The organism is Clostridium muellerianum (assembly GCF_012926525.1).
In the GTDB taxonomy this organism is placed as follows: Bacteria; Bacillota; Clostridia; order Clostridiales; family Clostridiaceae; genus Clostridium_AM; species Clostridium_AM muellerianum.
Window position 1 is genome coordinate 238,715 of sequence record NZ_JABBNI010000066.1, and the last position, 25,004, is coordinate 263,718.

At 28.9% G+C, this 25,004-nt stretch carries 21 protein-coding genes and 1 riboswitch; of the genes, 13 read left to right on the forward strand and 8 right to left on the reverse strand.

Annotated elements, in window-relative coordinates:
- Positions 1–41: 41 nt before the first annotated feature.
- From glgD to HBE96_RS24765, 7 genes are all read right to left on the reverse strand, one after another.
- Positions 42–1,163 carry a glucose-1-phosphate adenylyltransferase subunit GlgD gene (glgD, locus tag HBE96_RS24735; RefSeq protein ID WP_169300377.1) on the reverse strand — a complete coding sequence of 374 codons (1,122 nt, stop codon included), beginning with the start codon at positions 1,161–1,163 and terminating at the stop codon, positions 42–44.
- An 18-nt stretch (positions 1,164–1,181) separates the two neighbouring features.
- Positions 1,182–2,318, reverse strand: coding sequence for a glucose-1-phosphate adenylyltransferase (locus HBE96_RS24740; RefSeq protein WP_169300378.1), 1,137 nt, complete (start codon positions 2,316–2,318; stop codon positions 1,182–1,184).
- Positions 2,315–4,306 (reverse strand): 1,4-alpha-glucan branching protein GlgB, encoded by a 1,992-nt coding sequence (glgB, locus tag HBE96_RS24745; RefSeq protein ID WP_169300379.1) that lies wholly within the window; start codon positions 4,304–4,306, stop codon positions 2,315–2,317. The genes HBE96_RS24740 and glgB overlap by 4 nt, the downstream gene beginning before the upstream one ends.
- A 475-nt stretch (positions 4,307–4,781) precedes the next feature.
- Positions 4,782–5,903, reverse strand: coding sequence for a GerAB/ArcD/ProY family transporter (locus HBE96_RS24750; protein ID WP_169300380.1), 1,122 nt, complete (start codon positions 5,901–5,903; stop codon positions 4,782–4,784).
- 32 nt (positions 5,904–5,935) lie between these two features.
- Complete coding sequence (locus tag HBE96_RS24755) at positions 5,936–7,099, reverse strand: Ger(x)C family spore germination protein (RefSeq protein WP_169300381.1); 1,164 nt, start codon at positions 7,097–7,099, stop codon at positions 5,936–5,938.
- A gap of 40 nt (positions 7,100–7,139) precedes the next feature.
- Entirely contained in the window at positions 7,140–8,744 is a 1,605-nt protein-coding gene (locus tag HBE96_RS24760) for a spore germination protein (RefSeq protein ID WP_169300382.1), read from the reverse strand.
- Positions 8,745–9,186: 442 nt separating this feature from the next.
- Positions 9,187–10,476 carry an Nramp family divalent metal transporter gene (locus HBE96_RS24765; RefSeq protein ID WP_169300383.1) on the reverse strand — a complete coding sequence of 430 codons (1,290 nt, stop codon included), beginning with the start codon at positions 10,474–10,476 and terminating at the stop codon, positions 9,187–9,189.
- Positions 10,477–10,691: 215 nt separating this feature from the next.
- Between HBE96_RS24765 and HBE96_RS24770 the strand changes: the two genes are divergently transcribed.
- From HBE96_RS24770 to HBE96_RS24780, 3 genes are all read left to right on the forward strand, one after another.
- The gene (locus HBE96_RS24770) at positions 10,692–11,300 is read left to right on the forward strand and encodes a histidine phosphatase family protein (protein WP_169300384.1); all 609 of its coding nucleotides are present in this window, start codon (positions 10,692–10,694) and stop codon (positions 11,298–11,300) included.
- 79 nt (positions 11,301–11,379) lie between these two features.
- Positions 11,380–11,763, forward strand: coding sequence for a VOC family protein (locus HBE96_RS24775; protein WP_169300385.1), 384 nt, complete (start codon positions 11,380–11,382; stop codon positions 11,761–11,763).
- 51 nt (positions 11,764–11,814) lie between these two features.
- On the forward strand, positions 11,815–12,543 hold the full coding sequence (locus HBE96_RS24780) for an MBL fold metallo-hydrolase (protein WP_169300386.1): 729 nt from the start codon (positions 11,815–11,817) through the stop codon (positions 12,541–12,543).
- A 71-nt stretch (positions 12,544–12,614) separates the two neighbouring features.
- Here HBE96_RS24780 and fabV read toward each other — a convergent pair whose 3' ends face one another.
- Positions 12,615–13,805, reverse strand: coding sequence for an enoyl-ACP reductase FabV (gene fabV / locus HBE96_RS24785; RefSeq protein ID WP_169300387.1), 1,191 nt, complete (start codon positions 13,803–13,805; stop codon positions 12,615–12,617).
- Between the two features lie 430 nt (positions 13,806–14,235).
- Between fabV and HBE96_RS24790 the strand changes: the two genes are divergently transcribed.
- The 10 genes from HBE96_RS24790 (at position 14,236) to HBE96_RS24835 (ending at position 24,866) form a co-directional block, all read left to right on the forward strand.
- Complete coding sequence (locus HBE96_RS24790) at positions 14,236–15,171, forward strand: ABC transporter ATP-binding protein (RefSeq protein ID WP_169300388.1); 936 nt, start codon at positions 14,236–14,238, stop codon at positions 15,169–15,171.
- Positions 15,164–16,327, forward strand: coding sequence for an ABC transporter permease subunit (locus HBE96_RS24795; RefSeq protein WP_169300389.1), 1,164 nt, complete (start codon positions 15,164–15,166; stop codon positions 16,325–16,327). The genes HBE96_RS24790 and HBE96_RS24795 overlap by 8 nt, the downstream gene beginning before the upstream one ends.
- 66 nt (positions 16,328–16,393) lie before the next feature.
- Complete coding sequence (locus tag HBE96_RS24800; protein ID WP_169300390.1) at positions 16,394–17,083, forward strand: response regulator; 690 nt, start codon at positions 16,394–16,396, stop codon at positions 17,081–17,083.
- Positions 17,067–18,434 carry a sensor histidine kinase gene (locus HBE96_RS24805; protein ID WP_169300391.1) on the forward strand — a complete coding sequence of 456 codons (1,368 nt, stop codon included), beginning with the start codon at positions 17,067–17,069 and terminating at the stop codon, positions 18,432–18,434. The genes HBE96_RS24800 and HBE96_RS24805 overlap by 17 nt, the downstream gene beginning before the upstream one ends.
- 102 nt (positions 18,435–18,536) lie before the next feature.
- A riboswitch (SAM riboswitch) is annotated at positions 18,537–18,645 on the forward strand.
- 116 nt (positions 18,646–18,761) lie between these two features.
- On the forward strand, positions 18,762–19,832 hold the full coding sequence (locus HBE96_RS24810) for a methionine ABC transporter ATP-binding protein (RefSeq protein ID WP_169300392.1): 1,071 nt from the start codon (positions 18,762–18,764) through the stop codon (positions 19,830–19,832).
- A gap of 29 nt (positions 19,833–19,861) precedes the next feature.
- On the forward strand, positions 19,862–20,542 hold the full coding sequence (locus tag HBE96_RS24815; RefSeq protein WP_169300393.1) for a methionine ABC transporter permease: 681 nt from the start codon (positions 19,862–19,864) through the stop codon (positions 20,540–20,542).
- Between the two features lie 69 nt (positions 20,543–20,611).
- On the forward strand, positions 20,612–21,442 hold the full coding sequence (locus HBE96_RS24820) for a MetQ/NlpA family ABC transporter substrate-binding protein (RefSeq protein WP_169300394.1): 831 nt from the start codon (positions 20,612–20,614) through the stop codon (positions 21,440–21,442).
- Positions 21,443–21,472: 30 nt separating this feature from the next.
- Positions 21,473–22,297 carry an epoxyqueuosine reductase gene (locus tag HBE96_RS24825; RefSeq protein ID WP_169300395.1) on the forward strand — a complete coding sequence of 275 codons (825 nt, stop codon included), beginning with the start codon at positions 21,473–21,475 and terminating at the stop codon, positions 22,295–22,297.
- A 128-nt stretch (positions 22,298–22,425) separates the two neighbouring features.
- Positions 22,426–23,604: a trans-sulfuration enzyme family protein gene (locus HBE96_RS24830; RefSeq protein ID WP_169300396.1), complete on the forward strand. Its 1,179-nt coding sequence runs from the start codon at positions 22,426–22,428 to the stop codon at positions 23,602–23,604.
- Positions 23,605–23,657: 53 nt separating this feature from the next.
- Positions 23,658–24,866: a M20 family metallopeptidase gene (locus HBE96_RS24835; protein WP_169300397.1), complete on the forward strand. Its 1,209-nt coding sequence runs from the start codon at positions 23,658–23,660 to the stop codon at positions 24,864–24,866.
- Positions 24,867–25,004 lie beyond the last annotated feature (138 nt).

Genomic DNA, 25,004 nt, shown 5'->3' on the forward strand with positions numbered 1-25,004 from the left:
ATATAATTTTCTCCCCCAATCGTAAAATAGATTTGCAGTATTTAGTCAGAACTTAGAACGCTATTTTTTTCTACAACTAATGGAAATTCTGATGCACCTTGAATCTTTATATTTTTATCAATTAAAACGTCTTTATCAAGTATTACATTGTTTAAACAAGCGCCTTTTTCTATTTTGCAATTTTCAAATAGTATAGAGTTTTTTATTATAGCGCCTTTAGCTATATGTACTTGTCTTGAAACAATACTATTTTTCACAGTGCCTTCTATAATGCAGCCATTAGCAATTAATGAGTTGGATACCAAAGAATTTTTAACATATTTTGTGGAAGGTTCATTTTTAGGTTTAGTATATATAAAACCATTATTATAAAAAAGTTCATGAAGTACTTTTGGATTAAGTATGTCCATATTAGCATGGTAATATTGATTTATTGAATTAACAGAGGTTACATATCCTTGAAATTCATAAGGATTTACATTATATTTGTGTATGTTTACATATATGCATTCGTATAGGTTTTCGTATATATCAGATTGAGCAAGTTCATATAAAAAGTTAAGAAGCAAATCTTTTTTCATCAATATTACATCCATACAAACATTAGCTTCAGTATGCAAACCAATGTTTTTTTGTACGCTAGATATTTTATTTTCTTGATTTATATTTATAATATTACAGCCATGAATATAAGTATCAGCATTTTTTACATTTTTATAGACTACTGTAATGTCGCTTTTAGATTTTTCATGGCTTTTTATAACTTCGCTAATATTAATATTACATATCATATGTGATTGAGATAAGATAACATTTTTTTGTTTACTAATAGAAAGATATTCTATGAAGTTTTTTAATAAATTTTCATTTTGATGATAATGGTATTTTGGATAAGAGCTAAATATAAACAAGCCGTCTACATTTCTGTTTAAATCCCAGGCACGCCCCGTACCGAGATGATCAATTAAAGAACGAGAATTATTAGGTGAAAAAATACTAACATTTCTTATACCGCAGTTAACTATATTTGAAAGAATAAAATCAATAATACGGTATCTTCCGTAAATAGGTATAGATGCAAGAGGTCTATTTTTAGTCAAGCTTCTAATATCTTGCTGATTTTCATTTAACATTAATACTGCCATGTATGAGTTTTTTATCATGTTTATCACCTCATATAGTTATAAATTTACTCCTATTTCTTTTTCTTCACCAATAAGGGTAATTTCTTTTGAATTAGCTACAATATTATTTTTCCTTATGATGCTGTTATTTCCTATTATTGCTCTATCAACTATTACATTATCTTCAATTGTTACATTAGGTAAAATTACAGAATTAATTATTCTTGAATTTTTACCAATATGTACACCTGGAAATAAGATAGAATGTAATACATCTCCTAGGATTACACAGCCATCGGAGATTAAAGAATTTTCTACTTTAACATCACTGCCGATGTATTGTGGTGGTAGGGTAGAGTTATTAGAATAAATTCTCCAGTTTTTTTCATATAAGTTAAGCTTATTATTTTCTTTTAATAAATCCATATTAGCTTCCCAGTAGCTTTGTATAGTTCCAACATCTTTCCAATATCCCTGAAATGGATATGCAAATAGTTTTTTCCCTTTTTTAAGTAAAGCAGGTATTATGTCTTTTCCAAAATCATTATTAGAGTTTGGGTTATTTTCATCTTCTTCTAAAAATTGCTTTATTAATTTCCAATTTAAAATATATATTCCCATAGAAGCCATATTATTTTTAGGTTCCTTAGGTTTTTCTTCAAATTCAATTATGCTATTGTCTTTATTAGTATTCATGATTCCAAAGCGGCTTGCTTCTTCAAAGGGGACTTGTATAACTGCTATAGTTGCATCTGCATTTTTTTCTTTATGATAGCTAAGCATGTCTGAATAGTCCATTTTATATATATGATCACCTGACAGTACAATTACATATTCAGGATCATAATAATCTATGAAACTGATATTTTGATAAATAGCATCAGCTGTGCCATTATACCAGTTCATTCCTGATTGGCTTACATGAGGAGGAAGAATTGTTGCTCCTCCATTCATTGTATCAAGATCCCAGGGACTGCCTATACCTATGTGCTGGCTTAAAATTAAAGGTTGATATTGGGTTAGTATTCCAACTGTATCAATCCCAGAATGTGTACAATTGCTTAGAGTAAAATCAATTATTCTGTATTTTCCTCCAAATGGCACAGCAGGTTTGGCATTATATTTAGTCAAATCTTTTAATCTAGTACCTTGTCCACCTGCTAATATCATTGCGATAATTTCTTTTTTTATCATTGAACACTCCTCCTAATAGCATTTATTCTAAGATGCATTTTAATTAGGTTTGAGCCTTTATTTTGAAAGAGTTTTTTTGAATTATTAATATTTTTAAATATTGGTTTAATAAAGATTGTTGATAAGGCTGGTATTTTTATTCTTATGCAAAATGGTCTGCCATTCCACTTTTCCATAATAGGGGTAATAGTTTCACTATTTAGCTTATTTGAACCACCATAGAGAATGTTATCACTATTTAAAACTTCTTTGTAGTGAGTAAATCTTGGTACTCCAATTTTATAGTCTTCATATGAATTTAAGGTGAAATTACATATAACAATAATAAAGTTATTAGAATTAAATCCATATCTTATAAAAGAAACTATACTTTGATTACTATTTGAGGCATCTATCCAGCTAAATCCGTGAAAATTATGATCTTGCTGCCATAGAGAACTTTCATTTTTATATAAATGATTTAAATCTTTAACATATTTCTGCATTTTTAGATGCATAGGGTAAAGCAATAAGTTCCAGTCTAACCCTGAGTTAAATTTCCATTCATCAAATTGAGCAAATTCATTTCCCATGAAAGTTAATTTTTTACCTGGATGACCAATCATATATCCGTAAAAAGATCGCACTCCTGAAAATTTATCTTCATAAGTACCTGGCATTTTATTTAAAATAGATTTTTTACCATAGACAACTTCGTCATGAGAAATAGGAAGCATAAAGTTTTCTGAGAAAGCATACATTATTGAAAATGTAATTAAATTGTGATTAAATTTTCTTTGAGTTATGTCAAGCTGCATATATCGTAAAATGTCATTCATCCAACCCATATTCCATTTGTAGTTAAAACCAAGACCACCATCATAATCAGGTCCTGTAACCATAGGCCAGGCTGTTGATTCTTCTGCAATAACAAGAGCAGAGGGAAAATGTTTAAATATGGTTCTGTTAAGTTTTCTTAAAAAGTCAACTGCTTCGAGATTTTCAATTCCACCATATTTATTTTTTAAGTTTAAATTTCCTTCTTTTCCGTAGTTTAAATAAATCATGTTTGCCACTGCGTCTACTCTTATGCCGTCTATATGATACATTTCAAACCAGAAAATGGCATTGGATATTAAAAAGTTTTGAACTTGTGTTTTACCTAGATTAAAGTTAGCAGTACCCCAACCATAATTTTCTCTTAGATCATCATTACTATATTCATAAAGATATGATCCATCAAATTTATATAGTCCGTGTTCATCTTTGCAAAAATGACCTGGAACCCAATCTATAATAACACCTATGCCATTTTGATGAAATTTATCTATAAAATATTTAAAATCTGAGGGAGTACCAAAACGACTGGTTACAGAATAATATCCTGTTGTTTGATATCCCCAGGAATCATCAAGTGGGTGCTCTGCAATTGGAAGTAATTCTATATGGGTATAACCCATATTAAGTACATAAGGAACGAGTAAATCAGCTATTTCTTTATAAGAGTAGAAAGCGTTTTTACCATCTAGTTTCCATGAACTTAAGTGTACTTCATATATATTTAATGGAGAAGAAAATGTATTCTTTTTACCCCTGCTCTCCAGCCATGATTTATCATTCCAAGCATAATTATCCTTAATGTTTGTAACAATAGAAGCTGTGTTAGGTCTTAATTCTGAATAAAAAGCATAGGGATCTGATTTCAAAACAGATTTACCATCAGACATTAAAATTTCATATTTGTATAAATCTCCTTCCATAACATCCTCTATAAATAGATTCCAAAAGTCAGCGTTAGGCTGCTTTTTCATAATGTGATTTTTTCCATTCCAATTGTTAAAATCACCAACAACACTAACATTTATAGCATTAGGTGCCCAAACTCTGAACAAAGTTCCTGAAGTTCCCTTTAGTTGTATAAATCTACTTCCCAAAAACTTATAAGCCCTAAAGTTATTTCCAGTATTAAATGAATATGTTTCATAGGAATTTACGTCTAAATTTAACATAATTAAATATCTCCTTATAAAGAATTATAGGTTATGAATAGTGCTTTCACCGTATTTTACTAATTATTTAACAGAAATTGTATAAAGAGTATATATATGCTAAATAATACATATTTTCCTGATGGTTGTCAATATTGTTATTGAAATTGTGAATTTAATTTAAGAAAATTTTATTTGGATTGCTAATTTTATTATATAGGAATTTTCTATTTTTTAACTTAAAAAAATGCTTGTTAGGGTTTGAGACAGCTTGTATGTAGCTCCAATTAAAATGCTAACAGTTAAATAGCAACAGAACTTTAAATTAATAACTTAAGTTTTGCGTTATGATTGCATTATTTTCAAACAGAAAAGTTGAGGCAAACTTTCTTAAAAGGTCGTAAATTTATTTTTAAGTACATTTATATGACTGATCCACCAAAAATCAGTAAGTATTTATATATATTGTTTATCAATAGTTTGAGAATGGTGAAAGCTATTCTTTTTTTTGATCAGATCTTTCCATAGTTCTCTTAAAAAAAGCTTTTATGTAATATATTAATAAAGCCATTAGTGGTACAATGATTATTAAAGGCACATGGATATACTTAACAGTATAATCAAGACCTATCTTTATGTGCTGTGGATAGTTTTTTGCAATTAATTGCGAAGCAATTAAGATAATTATTCCAAAAGGTATGGCTAAATATTTAGTATCTTTTAAATTTGCAAGCTGTGCTACTCCCTGCATTGCTCCATACATAAATAAACTTACCTTAAAAAAACCACCAATTATTAATACAAGTATGACAAATACATCTAATCTGTCGAAGGCTTCTCCTATTTTCATAATACGTAATGTCTGCAGTAGTGGGAACAAAGAAGTGGATGCAAATTCTACTCCTAAAACAGAAATAAATAATAAATTATTCAAGGTAAGAATTATTCCAGTAGTTATTGTAGCCAATATCATTACTTTTCTTACTTTTGTGTTTTCAACTACGGAGGAATATAACATAGTGAACAATATGCTCTCTCCAAATGGAAAAGTGATAAGCGGCCAACCTTCTTCAATTACAAAAATTATACCTTTCTCAAGCATAGGTTTTAAATTATTTAATTTTAAAGCTCCTGGAGTTGTAGATATAAATAACCATGACATGATAATGAAAATAAACAAGAAAGGTAAAAAAGCTTGAGAAAATCTTGATATATTTTCAAGTCCTGTAAAGGTACTATAAATATTTAAAATAACAACCATTAAAGAAATTACTAACAAAGGCATTTTGGGCATTATAGCTACCCTCATAAGTTCTGAAAAATCTCTTACAACCCTTGAAGCAATATATGTAAAATAAACAATATATAGTACACTCAGCATATATCCTATAAATTTTCCAAAAATTTTTGGCATAAAAGTAATAATATTATCATTAGGATATTTATTCCATAAAGTTGTATATATTATCTGTAATATGATAGCAGGAAATATATAAATTAACATTGCTATCCATGCATCTTGTTTAGTTTTCGGAACTAAATAAAAAAGTGAAGCAGTACCATATTCAAATAATATTATATTAGAAAAAAGCTGATAAGCTGATATTTTAATTTTCACGTTAACCCTTCCTCTGAAATAAAAATTTTTTGTTATTTTACTGGTTTAGAAATTGTTCCTGGTCTCTCTAAACTGGAGTCTACCATTATTTTTACTTCAATCAGTGGAAAAATATTCTGCCAATTTTCACCTATTTTATCCCATTCATTTGGATAAGTTTTATGTACTATTTCACCAAAATCAAAAATATCTGCTTTTAACTCCTTTTGTGCTACAAATAAAGCTTCCTTAACTTCTTTTTGTATGGTTTCATTCTGAAATTTGCTAAATTCATCCATTATTTTTTCATCCTCCATAGGATCCAGTTTACCTGTCATTTCTCTTATATTTGATTTTTCTTTTATGCTTATCAGCATCATCACACTATCATTTTTCTTGATGGCTTCTACTTTACTACTAGAACCTAATATTTCAAAGGAAATAATTTTATTATTTTGAGAAGGTACTAACAAGTTTCCTCCTTTAACCTTACCATTTATCCATTGAACGCCTCTGGTTTGATTTTTATTTAAAAACCCTATAAGTTTATCATTTTTAAATACAGCAGTACCTTCCATTTCAAAGGTACCATAAATATTTTTATTTACATTAATAACTCCTGCTATAGGTGCTGAGGTTTTACTGGATAATTTATTAGCAAAATTCATTCTAGTTTGGACAGGTGCATAACCCATTATTGATTGTTGTCTAATTAACCTGTAAACAGTATTGGCAGGAATTGTATCATCACTAGTTATGGATGATACTATATCTGTAGCATTACCTTTTGTCACAAGAATAGGAATATCTGGTCTCGTTACATATCCTCTTAATAAAGAATCAATTAAAGTTGCTAACCCAGCCTCAGCTAACCCTTTACCAATAACTGTATACTTACTGTGAGCAAAGAATAAGTTTTTACCAATTCGTGTAGACAGATGAGCTATAGCCTCTGCAGGTGAAGCTCCTGTATCACTATATATTATTACATCTGCAGTAGACTGTGATCCTCCTACTTTTTCCTTACCTGATGCCCCAGAGGACGACTTTTGTGGATTCAACACTTGTACTGTTAATAGATATTTGTTCCCTGGTAATTGATCATAACCTGTTGCCATTACTACGGCTAGATTTTCTATTTCAGTTTTCGTACCTTTACAGCCTGTAGTAGAAAATAAAGTTAGAATTATCATAAAAATTGCAGTAAATTTTTTCATTACTATTGTTCCTCGCATTATTGTTTATTTTTCTCATTAGTCACTTTTTATGTTCTTCTTTTATTTCTTTAATTTTAGATTTTTGTTTTCTCTTTATTGATCGTCTCCAAGTTATAAGCCAAGGTCTTTTAAATCTAGCCCAAATTGGTCGTCTCATAAATGTATCCAGTAACTCATCGCCAACAACTGGGGCTAAAGGGCCCATATACGGTACACCAAAGGAACGTATGGATATAAGCTTTAATAATAAAATTATTGTTCCGATGATTAACCCTAATAAACCAAAGGTTCCCCCAAGTATTAGAAATATAAATCTTGGAAAGGTGATTGCCATATTTAAGTCTGAAAGTGGAACAGCAAAGGAAGATATTGCAGTAATAGCCACTACAATTATCATAGGTGTACTTACCAAACCAGCTTCTACAGCAGCCTGACCTAGCACCAATGCACCAACTACACTTATCGCCTGTCCAACGGCTCTTGGCATCCTAACTCCAGCTTCTCTTAATATTTCATAAGCAAATAACATTAATAAACATTCAACTAAAGCTGGATAAGGTACACCGGAACGAGCCTTCATAATAGTAACAAGTAAAGGAGTAGGAATTACTTCTTGATGAAAGGTTGTAATAGCTACATAACTTCCAGGAAGGATAAGTGCTATAATAAATGAAATATATCTGATCCATCTATTTATGGTGACAGGAATAAAGTTCAAATAATAATCTTCACTGGTAAAAAAGAACTCAATAAAAATAGCAGGTACTGTGCATACTAGTGGAGTTCCATCTACAAAAATAGCAATACGGCCTTCTAATAATTTACCTGCAACCACCTCTGGCCGTTCTGTAGAAAATATGGTAGGAAAACCACTTATATGTTCATCTTCTATGTATTCTTTAATATAATTAGCACCTAGCACTGCATTACAATCAATTTTGTTAATTCTTTCTTTTAACTCTTTTACTATATTCCCATTGGCTATATGTGAAAGATAACTTATAGTAACATTAGTTCTTGTTTCTCTCCCTAGTTTAAAAGATTCCATTTTAAGATTTGTACTCTTTATTTTTTTTCTGATGAGAGCAATATTTGTAGCTATAGATTCTGTAAAGCCTTCCCTTGGTCCTCGAATAACACTTTCTACTACTGGCTCCTCTATATTTCTCCCTGGAGGATTATTAATATTAATAGTCATTGCCACATTTAATCCATCTGTGAATAAGACTATTTTTCCACTTAATATTGAATCAATAGCTTCATTCATGTTTGTATATATATCTTCATCTCTTATACCGAGTAAATACTGAGAATATTCCTTGCTGCCTGGTGTATAAGTGAAGCCCTCATTTTTATATGTTAATTTTTCAAGTATTGTTTCTCCAATAAGATCTGTTTTTACCATGTTATCTATATAGGCAAACATTGAACCTAACTTTGGATTATTTGTAATTTTTAATTCTCTAATTATAAAATCGGAACATCCATTAAATTTATTCTTCAGAAATGTTTTGTTATCTTCTAATGTATATGAAATGCAAATATTTTTATTTTTTGTATCTGCAGTTTTATTGGCTATATTCATTGTTTGCTTTTTACTATTTATACCATTCACTGAGAATAAAATTTTTATGAATTTTAACACAATTTATCCACCTTCCTCTGCAAATATTATGTGTTAAGCATATAATTTTATTCAAGTTTTTAGGATTTTCATCAATACATAAAGTCTAAGGTATTCTAATATAAGCTAAAATAGAATAACAAGATTTAGGAATACAAATATATAACAAGAAATTTTTAATAATATTGTGTTTCAATCAATAAATAAAAATAAGTTTAAAAGAGAACAAATTATATAATTATTTTTGCAATTTTTAAAGAATGCATTAATCAATTTGTGAATAATATTCTTTTTTTATGCTACCATATAAACATTTAAGGCAAAATTAAATCCAGCACCTTAAGTTCTGGATTTATGAACAATATGGAAGTCCTAGAGGATGCTTATATTTTTTATTCTATATAAAAACATTGACAAGTTAATAAAAAAACTAAGTGGTATATTAAGTATAAGTAATTAAAAGTTAAAAGAAGTTTAAATATAATAGAAACAAATTTAATGATATTATTACTATAGCTATCAATATACCCAGGATTTTAGTAAAATTATTATTAACGAGATTCCCCATTAAGCCTTTATGGTTTGCTATATATAACATTTGAATAATTGGGAATGGAAGTATAAAACTTAACGCAACTTGACTTAAAACAAGAACATTCATTGGATTAATACCAATAGCTATAACTATTATGGCAGGAGCCATAGTTATAAGTCTTCTAATATTTATAGGAATGCTTAAATTTACAAAGCCTTTCATAATAGTCTGACCTGCCATAGTGCCCACAGCAGAAGAAGATAATCCTGATGCAAGAAGTGCAATACCAAAAGCACCACTAGATAAAGAACCCAATAAAGGTTGTAATGATTTATGAGCTTGTTCTATAGTATCAACAGGCATTCCATTTTTATAGAATACTGCAGCGGAAACAATAACCATTGCTGCATTAACTATAAAAGCAATATTCATGGCTATGGCAATATCAACCTTTTCCATTCTAAGGTGTTTCAATTTTTCTAAATCAGATGAACCAGATTTTCTATACTGAACTAAGTGAGAGTGTAAGTATATTACATGAGGCATAACAGTAGCACCAAGCATGCTAACAGCGATTAAAACTGCTTCATTGTTAGAAAGTGTTGGAATTATTGTGTGCATACCTACTTTAGTCCAATCAGGGTTAGCAAGAAACAATTCCATGCTATAGGCTACACAAATTATAGTTACTAATATGGTTATAATAATTTCTATAACTCTTTGACCGTATTTTTCCATGTATACAATTATAAAAGTTAATATTCCAGTTAAAATACCTGCATATATTAAAGGCATTTTAAATAACAAGTGCAGTCCTAAAGTTCCACCAAGAAACTCGGCTAAATCAGTAGCCATAGCTCCTAATTCAGCTACAATCCAGAAAATCCAATTTAAAGATTTAGGAAAAACCTTAGCACACATTTCAGGAAGATTTTTACCTGTAGCTATACCTAGTTTAGCAGACATTGTTTGGAGAAAAATAGCAATTATATTACTCCATAGAATAACCCAAATTAATTCATAATTAAATTTAGACCCACCACTTATGTTTGTTGCAAAGTTTCCTGGGTCAATATAGGCTACACTAATAACGAAGGCAGGGCCTAGATACTTTAATAATTGTCTTGCTTTAGATAGGATATTTCTATTTTTACTATTTATAATGCTTAAATCAGAAGAAGATACATTTAACTCAATTGCACTTCTATCGTTTCTCATATAATACACACCTCAATTATTTATTTTATTTCATATGTATAATATAATTATTAGGGGGTAAGTATCTTAACCTAGACTAAGTTTGTTTCAGTAATATAAATTATGCATTGAATTAAAAAAATGTTACTTTGTAAAGTAATTTTTTTCTTTAATTGAGCATACATATATATTTTATATGTAAACATAGATGTTAGGCATTATGAGGAGTGATTAATTTGAAAATATATATAACAAGACACGGAGAAACAGAGTGGAATAAAGAATTTAGAATGCAGGGATGGAAAAATTCAAATCTTACAGAAGAAGGAATTGAAAATGCTAAAAAACTTGGAAAGTATTTAAAGGATTTAGAGTTTGATTTGATTTATACAAGTCCTTTAAAAAGAGCAGTAGATACTGCAAAATATATAAGGGGAGAGAAAAATACAAAAATAGTAATTAACGAGGATTTTAAAGAAATGAATTTTGGATTGTGGGAAGGAATGACTGCAAATGAATTAATTAATAGATATCCTAAGGAGTATGAAAATTTTCTCCAAAGACCTCAATTATTTAAATCTTTTGGTGGTGAAAATTTTGAAGAATTTGTACAAAGAGTAAAAAGGGGACTATATAGCATTATTGAAAATAACAATACTTGTGATAATGTGTTAGTGGTAGCACATGCGGTAGTTATTAAGGCTGTTTCGAAAATAGTTAAAGGATATGGTATTGAAGATATATGGAGTCTTCCGTATATAAATGGTACAAGCATTACAATTCTAGAAGTAGAAGGTAATAATATAAGGATTTTAGTGGAAGGGGATACTTCTCATATAAGTTAATATGGGATGTACATTCTTTTATTTTAAATATAAATGGAATATAATATAATTATTAAAATGAAGGTTGAGGTGTTTTATAATGAAATTTAAATTTGATCATAATAATATTAATGTACTTGACTTAGAAAAAAGCATTAAATTTTATAAGGAAGCTCTTGGACTAGAAGAAGTGAGAAGACATCATTCTTCAGATGAAAGTTTTATACTAGGATTTTTAAAGTCAAGTGAAGGTGAACACCAAATTGAACTTACATGGCTTAGAGATAGAAAAGAGCCATATAATTTAGGAGATAATGAAATACATATGGCAGTTAGAACAGATGACTATGAGGCTGCTCATAAAAAACATAAAGAAATGGGATGCATATGCTATGAAAATGAAAAAATGGGACTTTATTTTATAAAAGATCCAGATGGATATTGGACTGAAATATTACCTTTTAAAGCATCTGAAATTAAATAGTAGTATCCATCCTATTAGTGCAAAAGTTGACTAAAGTAAGGTGGGATTTATTTGAATGGTCTAAAAATACATTATTTATACAATAGTGGATTTTGTGTAGAAACTGAAAACAATATTCTCATATTCGATTACTATAATGATAAAGGTATAGAAGATGAAAAATCCATTGAAAATGGAGTTATAGGTGGAGACTTATTAACAACGGGAAAGAGGGTATATATTTTTGTATCGCATAGTCATTATGATCATTTTAATTCTTTAATATTTGAGTTTACTAAATTAAATTCAAGTGTTAAATACATTTTAAGCAGCGATGTAGAAAGTGTAGAAGAAGGTATAGATTATTTAATTGTAAAAAAAGGTGAAACAATAAAATTAGATAATTTAATTGTAAAGGTATATGGATCAACAGATCAGGGAGTATCTTTTTTAGTAAATTGTGATGACTTTAAATTATTTCACGCAGGAGATTTAAATTGGTGGCATTGGAAAGAAGACAGCGCACAAGATAATCAAAATGCTGAAAAATGGTTTAAGGAAGAAATAGAACTTATAAAAGGTGAAAAAATTGATGTGGCTTTTTTCCCTGTTGATGGAAGGCAGGAAGAGTATTACTACCTTGGTGGGAAATATTTTATAGAAAATTTGAAACCAAAAGTTTTTATTCCTATGCATTTTAGAGAAAATTTTGAGATAACTAAAGAATTTAAAAACAAAATGAATGCTTCAGATACTAAAATCTATGAAATACCATATAGGGGATTTAAAATAGAAATTTAAATTTTACAATATAAGCATAATGAGAAGCAAAGCTTCGCATTATGCTTATATTGTAAAATTAAGTTTATTATTTACTCAAGGTGATTTGTTAGTTCAACATATTGGCTAACATCTTTATCATAATCTATATCTGAATGTTCAAAACCAAATAATTTGAAAAATTCATGTTTGAAATTATCTATGTTAGTTAATTCTGCTACATTTTCTGTTGTTATTTTATTCCATATATCGGATATGGATTTTTGAACATCTTCTTGCATTTCTAAATCATCCAATCTTATTCTGCCATTACCATCCAAACGTAAATCATCTCCATATAATTTGTCAGAAAATAATCTATATATTTGTTCAATACATCCTTCGTGAATTCCCTTCTCTTTCATAATTTTGTATAAGGCAGAGATATATAAAGGAACTACTGGAATAGCTGAACTTGATTGAGTAACCAAGGCTTTATTAACAGACACAAATGCTTTTCCGTTAATTTTTTTTAGCTGATTATCTAGCACTGAAGCTGTTGCTTCTAAATGTTCTTTAGCTTTACCAATGGTACCTTGTCTATAAATAGGATAAGTAAGTTCAGGTCCTATATATGAATAAGCTACTGTTACAGCTCCTTCAGAAAGTACTCCAGCACTGCTTAATGAATCAATCCACAATTTCCAATCATCACCGCCCATAACAGTTATTGTTTGTTGTATTTCATCTTTATTTGCTGGATTAATTTCAACATCAGATATTTTATAATTATGAAAATTTACTGTCTTATTTTTATAAATTTCACCAATAGGTTTTATTACAGAATGAAAAGTTTCGCCTGTTTCTGGATGAACTCTTCTTGGAGACGCAAGGCTATATATAACTAAATCAATTTTTCCTAAATCTTTTTTAATAAGTTCAATGGCAGTATCTTTTGCTTCTTTTGAAAATGCATCTTTATTAATGGTTTTACAATAATATCCTGCTTTATTTGCTTCTTTTTCAAAGGCTGCTGTGTTATAAAAGCCAGGTCCAGCTGTTCTAGTTTCTGAAGCTGGTTTTGCAAAAATAACACCAATAGTACTTGCACCAGCTGCAAAAGTTGATACTATTCTAGAAGCTAGTCCGTATCCTGTAGAAGCTCCAATTATAAGTGCTTTTTTAGGACCATTACTTAATTTAAGTTTTTTTACATAATCTATTTGTTCCTTAACATTTTTACTACAGCCTTCTGGGTGTGCTGTTGTACAAATAAAATTTTTAAACTTAGGTTTTATTATCATAATTTTACTCCTTTTTATATAAAACTTTTTAAGCTAAATGTGGAAATTCATTTGATTATTCAAGTAGTTTTTTTTAGTCAACAAATGTAATGTTTGTTAATAAATTATATATATAATAATTGTTAATCAAAAAATGAATTATCGATTCATTTTATAATATTTTAAAATTTTCCACATGTCAATAGTTATTTTAATTGCAATTAATAACAATTTACAATTATATGAATTAATATTTTACTAATTTTATTGTAAAATTAGTAGATGAACTATCAGTTTCTCATAAATGGTTAATTGTTAGGGAGCCTTAAATGAGTTTTATTTATTTTTACGTAAAACTTTATTTTTTATTTATTTTTAATACATTTTTAATATATTTTTGTCTTTTATAATTGTAGATATTGGAAGTAAATAAAATGTATTAAAAAGGATGATGAAAGTGATAGAAAAAGTTTTAGAATTAAAAAATATTTCTAAAAAGAGAGGAAAAACACAGGTATTAACTGATGTTAATTTTTCTATAAATAAAGGTGAGATATTTGGTTTTGTAGGAAGAAACGGGGCAGGAAAAACTACTTTAATTAAAATTATAACAAGCATGTTATTTCCGGATAAAGGTGAAATTATAATATGTGGAAAGAATCTTAAAACTGAAAGAGAAGAAGCTTTAAAAAATGTTGGATCAGTAGTAGAAACACCAGAGATGTATGGATATATGACAGGAAGACAAAATTTAAATTATATAGCTAGTGTGATGGAAAATGTAACAAAAGATGAAATAGAAGATGCTATAAAATTTTCTAATTTAGGTATTAAAATTGATGAAAAAGTGAAGAAATATTCTTTGGGCATGAAACAAAGACTAGGGTTGGCACAAGCAATCATAGGAAATGTATCTTTACTAATACTAGACGAGCCCACAAATGGACTAGATCCTATGGGAGTTTTTGAACTTAAAAACACTATAAATACTTTAGCTAAAGAAAAAGGAGTAAGCATTTTTATATCTTCCCATATTTTAAGTGAGATAGAAAACATATGTACAAAAGTTGTATTTATAGATGAAGGGAAAATTATTAGTATTCAGCAAATAGGTGATAAAGAAAAAGTTAGCACTGAAAAAAATATGTTTATAAAAACTAATTTGCCTCAAAAAGCATCAGAAATTATTCAAAAGATGCCTAATGTAAAATTATTTAAAGTAGAAAGTGACGGTATTTCAATTTTAATAAATACTGAGTTACATGATATTTTTGAGATATTAAAAAATTTACATGAAGATGGAATAAGTGTAGAAGGTTGCTTTGAAGTAAAACAAAATCTGGAAGATAAATTTATAAATATGATGGGGGAAGGCAGTAATGAGTAAATATATATGGGAAGAACTTAAAAGGGTTATAATTAAAAAGAAGATTTCGATTATTATTATTGTTATGATTACAATAGCTTTTGGAATCATAAATATTTCAAAAACAAAAACTTTGGAGGCAAATCTTCAGGGAGATAAGGCTCTTCTTGATATTCAAAAGAGTGGTAGAGATAAAGCAAAAACGGAGTTTAAAAAAGCAGAATTTTCAAGAGATATAGCAGGTAATGAAAAACAAATAGCTGCTATAGAGGAACAATTAAATACAATAAATAATTATGATAAATCAAAATTAGATGAACAAATTCAAAAATTAGAAAAAGAAAATAATCCTAAAAATGAATATAAAATAATTCAATTAAAATATGAAAAAGAACATAATATAGAAAAAAGTGAGTTAACACCTAGAGGAACATATAGAACTATAGAAATCCTAATGGGATTTATTCCAATGATTTTTTTACTTATTATGATTGTATTGTTATCTGATATAGTATCAGGAGAATATGCGCCTAATACAATTAAAATATTGCTTACCAAATCTATTCCAAGAAAAAGAATTATAATATCAAAGTTTATTGTTTCAATAATTTTAAGTGCAAGTACTATGGTTATAAGTGCAATAATATTTATTTTGGAAGCAGGAATTCATTTGGGTTTTTCAGATTATAGATTGCCCTTTGATGTAGGTGCAAAGTATGTTTTTGATAAATCATTACCTTTAACTTCATTAACTTCACAAATGAAATATGTACCTGGAAGCCGTACTATAATTCCACTTTGGAGCTCAATTATTATATTAGTATTAATTACAATAATTGTTTCAATAGCAATTATATCAATAATAATGTTTATATCAACTGTTTGTAAAAATTCACTAATTTCGGCACTTACAAATTTTATATTAATTTGTGGAACAGCAATTTGGTATGTGCTAGAATTTGCAGGTAGAAATCTTGTATCAGCTAAATATGGTGTCCTCGTAAAATTTTTCCCTATTCCATATATAATTAATGGTATTGAGATTTTAACAGGAGTTATTTCTCAGCAACTTACCAGCAGTGTAAACATATTATTTATTTTAATGGTATGTTTTGGTTGGACTTTAACTATGATGTTTTTAAGCACTTATATTTTTGGAAAAAGAGATTTTGATTAGTTATTTTGAGTATGTCTTAAGAGTCAGTACTAAAAAAGTGATATAATTTAAAATTGGGTGATAAATGTGAAAGAAAATATATTGATAGTGGATGATGATAGAGACATAAGAGAAATGCTTGTAAATTATTTTAGTAAAGAAGGTTATGCAGTAGAACAGGCTTGTAATGGAGAGGAAGGGTTAAAGTTTTTAAAGGAAAAGACATTTTCTTTAATACTATTAGATGTGATGATGCCTAAAATGGATGGTTATACTATGTTACTTAAGCTTAGAGAATTATCCAATATACCTGTTATTTTACTTACTGCAAAGAATGAACAAATGGATAAAATAAAAGGGTTTATAAATGGTTGTGATGATTATATAGTAAAGCCTTTTGATTTTACAGAACTTTCATTGAGGATTATAGCTATATTAAAAAGAACTAAAATTAATAACAACATATCCCAGAATATAATAAATGTCAAAGATATAGAGATAAATACTCTAGAATATACAGTTAAAAAAGATAATTTGGAAATAATATTAACTCCCAAAGAATATGAAATTTTACATACATTAGCAGCTAATAAGGGAAGAGTATATTCTACTAAAATGCTTTACGAACTTTTATGGAATGATACCTTTATGCAAAATGATAATACTGTAACTATGCATATTAAAAATTTAAGAGAAAAGCTTGGAGATAGCGTTAAGCAAGGCAAATATGTAAAAACTATATGGGGAGTGGGGTATAAGGTTGAAAAGGATTTTTAAACTTAGAAGTGAATTAGTTTTTTCTGCAGCTATTTCAGCTATTATAGCAATTATATTTGCAATTTTCTTGAAAGAATTTATTTTAGGCTCATTTCTAAATAATTCTAAAAATACCGCGGAATATGTACAAGATGATGTGATTACTAGAATTGAGTATCAATTAAAAAACATGAATATTAATGATTCTAATAGAGTACAGAAATACATGGATGAAGAAAATAGCATGCTATACCTTATTTCTATAGTACATAAAGATGGAAAAACAGTAGCTTCAAACAACAAACAAATTAAAAGTATAGATGCCCAAGAAGTTGTAGATGGCAAAAAAACATTTAAATTTTTAAATGATGATAGAAAAAATTTAGTTAAGATAACTAGATGTGATTATTTAAAAGACGGATGTTATCTATACTATATATATATGGGTTATGGAAAATTAGAAAATGGAAATATTGTAGGCATAATGACAGGTATAATTTTCATAATTATTTTTTTCTTGATTATATGGAGGCGCATATCTTATATATCTGAAATAAAATCATCAGTGAGAAGTATTGCAGAAGGCAATTTATATGAAAGAGTTCCGTTAAAATATAAAAATGAGCTCCGAGAACTATCAGAGGACATAAATTATATGACTTTAGAGCTGGAAAAAGAAGATAAAAAAAGAAGTGAATTTCTTACTAATATATCTCATGATTTAAGAACTCCTTTAACCACTATACTTGGATATATAAATATGATTAAAAATGGTAAATATGTATCAAAAGATGAGCTTAATAATTATGTGGATATAATGAATAAAAAAGGATTATATCTAAAGAATATGTTGGATGATTTCTTTCAATATTCAAAACTTTCTTCTAAAGATATTGTGCTTGAAAAGCAAAAAATAGAGTTGAATGAATTAGCAAGGCAGATTGTTCAAGAAGCGGAAGATGAATTTATGAAAAACAAATTAACACTTTCTCTTAAATTAATGCATGAATTTATTTATATTTATGTAGATACTAATTTATTTTTAAGAGCAGTAAATAACCTTTTAAGTAATGCATTAAAATACTCAAAAAATAATACAAATGTTGAATTCAATGTAAGTAAAGAAAAATATAATAATAAATTTTATGCAATAATTTCAGTTTGTAATATACCCCAAGAACCAATTACTGATGATGAAATAGAAAACTTTTTTGAAAGGTTATATAAAAAGGATTTGTCAAGACAAAAAGAAGGCAGTGGTTTAGGTTTATCAATTGTTAAAGACATTATTAAACTCCATAATGGTTTTGTAAAAACATATAAAGAAAATGATAGATTGTTTTTTAAAATATACATGGATATAAAACTTTAATTAAAAAAGGTATTGACAATGAGGAAAATCATAATTATAATGAGAATCATTAAGTAGGTAACCAATTAAAACAAGAAATAAATTTAAAAGTGAATATTTTTTACCTTATCAAGAGAAACTGAGGGACTGGCCCTATGAAGTTTCAGCAACCACATGCAGCGAGCATGTAAAGGTGCTAATTCCAGCAGAACTTTGTTCTGGAAGATGAGAGTGGTATAGAAAATTTATGTACTTTAGTACGGTTTTTTATAATGAGAATCCTCTTCTTCGAAGAGGATTTTTTATTTTTTAAATAACTAAGCAAGTATAAATTAAGGAGGGACAAAAATGATATGGCTAAAAAACATTAAAAAAATTTATACAAATGGAAATATTAAGGTGGAAGCTTTAAAAGAAATTAATCTTAAGATTAAAGCTGGTGAAATTTATGGAATTATAGGATATAGTGGAGCTGGTAAAAGTACTTTGATTCGATGTATAAATTTATTGGAAAAGCCTACTTCAGGAGATGTAATTGTAAATGAGAAAAACTTAACGCAGCTATCAACAAAAGAACTTAGAAAAAGCAGAGAAAAAATTGGCATGATATTTCAAAACTTCAATCTTATGAGGAGCAGAACTGTATTTGAAAATGTAGCTTATCCTTTAAAGGGTAAAGGATTGAGCAAACAAGAGATAAAAGATAAAGTACTAAGCCTTTTAAAACTAGTGGAACTTGAAGAAAAAGTTGATGTTTATCCTTCACAATTAAGTGGTGGACAGAAACAAAGAGTAGGTATTGCTAGAGCTTTAGCCAATGATCCCGAAGTACTTTTATGTGATGAAGCAACTTCAGCTTTAGATCCACAAACTACTGGATCAATTTTGAAATTACTTAAGGACATTAATGAAAAGCTAAAATTAACTATAGTGATTATAACTCATCAAATGGAGGTTGTTAAGGAGATTTGTCAGAAAGCAGCAGTAATTGATGGAGGGCAAATAGTAGAACAAGGACCTGTAATAGATATATTTACAAATCCAAAAGCAGATATAACAAAAAGGTTTATAGGTTCATTATTTCACTATGAAAAAATTTATGATTTCCTTAAAAAAGAAAATTTTGCTTTTAATGAAATTACAGAAGGAGAGAAGGTAGTAAGAATATCATTTACAGGAGAAAAAACAGGTCATGCGTTTATTTCCAAAATTTCAAGGAAGTTTAGAGTAGATGCAAGTATACTATTTGGAAATATAGAAATCATCCAGCATACCCCAATTGGTAATTTGATAGTAAAGTTAAATGGATCTAATGAAGGTATAGCAAATTCAATAAAATATTTAGAAGAAAATAATATTTCTGTAGATAAAATAGATATTAAAAACGATGATAAAAAATTAAAAGTTAGCAGTAATTAAATGCTAAAAACTTTATGGAGGCGATGAAATTGATTGAATATTTAAACAATATAGCACCGAATTTAATAAAACTCTATCCAGATATGATAAGAGCATTATTTGAAACTTTTTATATGGTTGCTATTTCAGGAATTATATCAGCAATTATTGGAGTTATTTTAGGAGTTACATTGGTAGTTACAAGGGAAGGAAATATATTAGAAAATAAAATTATTAATGGAGTGTTTGCAAAAATAATTAATATATTTAGATCTATACCATTTATTATTCTTCTTGCAGCTATTATTCCAGTTACAAGACTTTTAGTAGGTACTACCATAGGTACCAAAGGTGCTCTTGTTCCACTCATATTTGGATGTACCCCTTTCTTTGCAAGACAAATTGAATCAGCACTACTTGATATAGATAAAGGAGTAATTGAAGCTGCACAAGCTATGGGCTCAAGTCCTCTAGAAATCATATTTAGAGTAATGTTAAAAGAAGGACTGCCAGGCATTATTCATGCTGTGACTATAACCATTATAAGTTTAATTGGATTATCAGCTATGGCAGGTACTGTTGGAGGGGGTGGACTTGGTGATTTTGCAATACGCTATGGATATCAATACTTTGAAACTGATATCATGGTAGCTACAATAATTGTACTTTTAATTATTGTTAATATCATTCAATTTTTAGGAGATATTTTATCAAGATTAGTAACACATTAATTTTTAGGAGGTTAAAGATCTAAATAACCTTTAATGTGCTATAAACTTATTATATGAGGAGGAATATTCATGAAAAAATTTACAGGTATATTTTTAGCAATAACATTATCTTTAGGACTTTTATCAGGTTGTGGAACAAGCGGTGGTTCACAACAAACTAGTTCTAATAAAAAACAGGTAGTAAAAATAGGTATAACAGGCGATGACCATAAGATATGGGATAAAGTTAAAGAAAAGGTTGTAAAAGATAATATTGATTTGCAAGTAGTTAGTTTTTCAGACTATGTACGTCCTAATTTAGCGCTTGCTCAGGGAGAAATTGATTTAAATTCATTTCAACATCATGCTTATTTAGATAAATTTAAGAAGGAACATAATTTACAAATAACTGCTATAGGTGATACTGTGCTTGCACCTCTTGCAGTATATTCAAAAACTTTAAAATCTGTTAAGGATGTTAAGAATGGTGGTAAGATAGCTATTCCTAATGATGCAACCAACGAAGGAAGAGGACTAAACCTACTTCAAAGTGCAGGATTAATAAAATTAAAAGATGGTGTAGGAAATTTACCAACACTTAAGGATATATCAGAAAATCCAAAAAACATTCAATTTGTAGAGCTTGCAGCAACTCAAATTCCAAGATCTCTTCAAGATGTTGATGCAGCTATAATAAATAGCGGAGTTGCAATAGATGCAAAATTTAATCCGGTTAAAGATTCTATACTTATAGAAGACGTTACTAATGATAAAGCTAAGCCTTATATAAATTTAATAGCTGCTAGAGAAAAGGATAAGGATAATGAAGCTTACAAAAAAGTAGTTAAAGCTTATCAAAGTGATGATATAAAGCAGTTTATAAAAGAAACGTATAAAGGTGCTCAAGTACCTGTGTTTTAAAAAATCAAAGTTGATGAAGGAGTTTTTGATATGATTGATAATAATGAAGGGTATGAACTAAAAGCATCCATTACTGATGAAGCAGAAAGAATGGGAGCAAATCTTATAGGATTTTCTCCTGTCCAAAGATGGGAAGAATTTAAAGACACTAAGTCAGAATTTTTTCCTCAAAACATATGGCCTGGAACTAAAACAGTTATTGTTTTAGGATTACAAATATTTTTACCTATGCTCGAAACAACTCCTTCAGTTGTTTATTCTGAATTGTATAATACTACAAATAGACTATTAGATGATATGGCATATAAGCTTGCAAATTACCTCAATAAGAAGGAATATAAAGCATTTTTCTTTCCAAGGGATTGCTATGGTGATATTTCTGTACTTGTTAAAAAGCCAGGAGCTGCTTTTTCTCATGTGTTAGCAGGCAAATATGCTGGACTTGGTACTATTGGATGTAATCACACCTTACTTACAAAAGAGTTTGGTCCGAGGGTAAGGCTTGTATCAGTTTTAACTGATGCTATTATCCCAGAAGATAAAATGTGTGAAGAGGAATTATGTATTAAATGTAGTATATGCCAAAAATGCTGTCCAACAGAAGCATTTACTTCAAAGGAAGGCTATATTTTTAAAATGGATAAAGAAAAATGTGCTAAATATCATGCTGAACTTAAAGGTGCTTATAAATATCCATGCGGAGTATGCATAAAGGTATGTCCTGTTGGAGAAGATAGAAAAATTTATGGTATGGATGCTAATAAATATTTAAAGGAAAAAGAAGTACTTAAGGAAAATAAGGATACGTCAGAATATAGTGGATGGATTCATTGCAGAAGTTATGGTTCCAATTGATTTAAGCTGATATTTAATATTATATAATTATAAATTATATAGCTAAAAAGATTTTAAAAATATTTACGTATGATAATAATGTTATAAAATGACTATTGAAATAAATAGAAGTTTGGGGGGAAAATAATATGAAAAAAAGTTTTGCAACAAGTCTTGCTCATTTAGGTGAAAAGAATCCACCATCAGTATCTTCGGCAAAGTCCATACCTATATCAATGAGTTCGGTATTTGTTTTTGATGATGTAGAAACATTAGATGCAGTATATGAAGGAGAATCTAAGGGCTATGTGTACTCAAGAAATGGAAACCCAGTTCATGATGCATTGCAGGAAATAATAGCAAACATAGATGAAGGGGAAGATGCTCAAGTATTTTCTTCAGGAATGGCTGCTATTACTATGGCTATTATTTCGCAAGTAAAAGCAGGGGATCATATAATAGCTTCAAATGTATTATATGGAGGAACTTATCAATTTCTTAAAGTTGAATTAGATAAATTTAATGTAGAGGTTACATTTGTTGATGTTGTAAATGATGATGTGGAAAAATACTTTAAGCCAAATACAAAATTAGTATATGTAGAAACTATATCAAATCCATTAATGGAAGCTATTGATATAAATGACATCTCTAATAAAGCTCATAATCATAATGCAAAGTTAATTGTAGATAATACTTTTGCTACAGCCGTGGTGTGTCAACCACTAAAATTAGGAGCGGATGTTGTGGTTTATAGTGCTACAAAATATTTAAATGGACACAGTGATGTAACAGGAGGAGCTGTAGTTTCAGATAAAGAGACTATAAATAAGGTGAAAAATACAGGAGCATTATATGGACCTATGATGAGTCCTTTTGATGCATGGCTTTTGATAAGAAGTTTGAGAACATTAGAGCTTAGGATAATTCAGCATTCAAATAATGCTTTGAAATTAGCAGAGTTTTTAGAAAAACACCCTAAAATTGAAAATGTATATTATCCTGGACTTATAAATTCACCTTCTTATAAAATTGCAAATAAGATTTTCAATAGTAACTTATATGGAGGTATGCTCAGTATTGATTTGAAAAATGGGGAAAAGGGAGCTTACGATCTTATAAGAGAGCTTGAAACAATAAAATTTGTACCAAGTTTAGCAGGAGTTACTACATCAGTTTCTTACCCTGTTAAAACTTCTCATAGAGCATTAAATGATGAAGAACTTAAAAAGGCCAATATTTCAAAGGGCTTGATTAGAGTTTCAACGGGATTAGAAAATATAGATGATTTAATTTCTGAATTTGATAAAGCGTTAAACAAAATATAGACAATTAAAAGGTTATAGAGAAGTTTATTTACGCTAAAAGGGGGCATTTATACATGAGTATACAGAATGTTAAAAAAACTAAACAAGATATAATTGATGAATTAGAAAATAAGAAAGAGAATTATATAGATATAAGCCATAAGATACATGAACATCCTGAAATAGGAAATGAGGAGATCTATGCTTCTGAATTGCTTATAGAGACTTTAAAAAAAGAAGGGTTTCAGATAGAAAAAGCGTTAGCAGGCCATCCTACTTCTTTCATAGCTAGGAAGAAATCCAGTAAAAATTCTGGACCTACTATAGGATTTTTAGCAGAATATGATGCTCTTCCCAATTTAGGACATGGCTGCGGTCATAATATTATAGGAACTGCCAGTACAGCAGCAGCTATTACTTTATCTAAATATATAGATGAAATTGGTGGAGAAGTTTTAGTGTTTGGAATGCCTGCCGAAGAAGGTGGAGAAAATGGCAGTGCAAAGGCAACCTTTGTCAAACAGGGATTATTTAAAGGTGTAGATGCTTGCTTAATGGTTCACCCCGGAGGAGAAAACTCTGTAACTCCAAATTCTTTAGCTAATAATCCTATACAATTTGAATTTATAGGCAAAGCTTCTCATGCTGCATCTGCTCCTGAAAATGGTATAAATGCACTAGATGGAGTAATTCAGCTTTTCAATGGAATAAATGCTTTAAGACAGCATGTAACAGATGATGTTAGAATACACGGAATTATAACTGATGGAGGAAGTGCACCAAACATTGTTCCAGATTATGCAAAGGCTAAGTTTTTTATACGTGCATTTACAAAAGAAAATTGTGATTTAGTTACAGAAAAGGTTAAAAATATTGCGGAAGGAGCAGCTTTAAGTACTGGTGCTAAAGTTAATATAAGCTTTTTTCAAAATGAGGTAGATAACTTTATTATAAATGAAAAATTCGATGAAGTATTTGTAGAAAATCTAAAATTACTTGGAATAAATATAGACAATATTCCTAAAAAAGGCATAGGTTCTACAGATGCAGGTAATGTAAGTCAGGTAGTTCCAACTATTCAGCCTATCATAAAAATAGGTGATAAAAGTTTGTGTGCTCATACACCTGAATTTCGAGAAGCTGCTAAATCAAAAGGTGGAGATGAGGCTTTGATAACTTCATCAAAGGCTTTAGCACTTACAGGGCTTACTCTTTTAACAGACGAACATAAGTTGTTGGAGATTAAAGAAGAATTTAACAGATGTAGGAATAGAAATTTGTAATAACATAAAAAAAGCATATTGCGACGTAAGTAACCGAAGAAACGTTAAGCTGTATTACGTCTGATATATGTTGTGCAGGAACACTCGCTTCATTTAAGAAGTTCTAATGCCTGAGATATTAAAAAATGCCTACCTCCT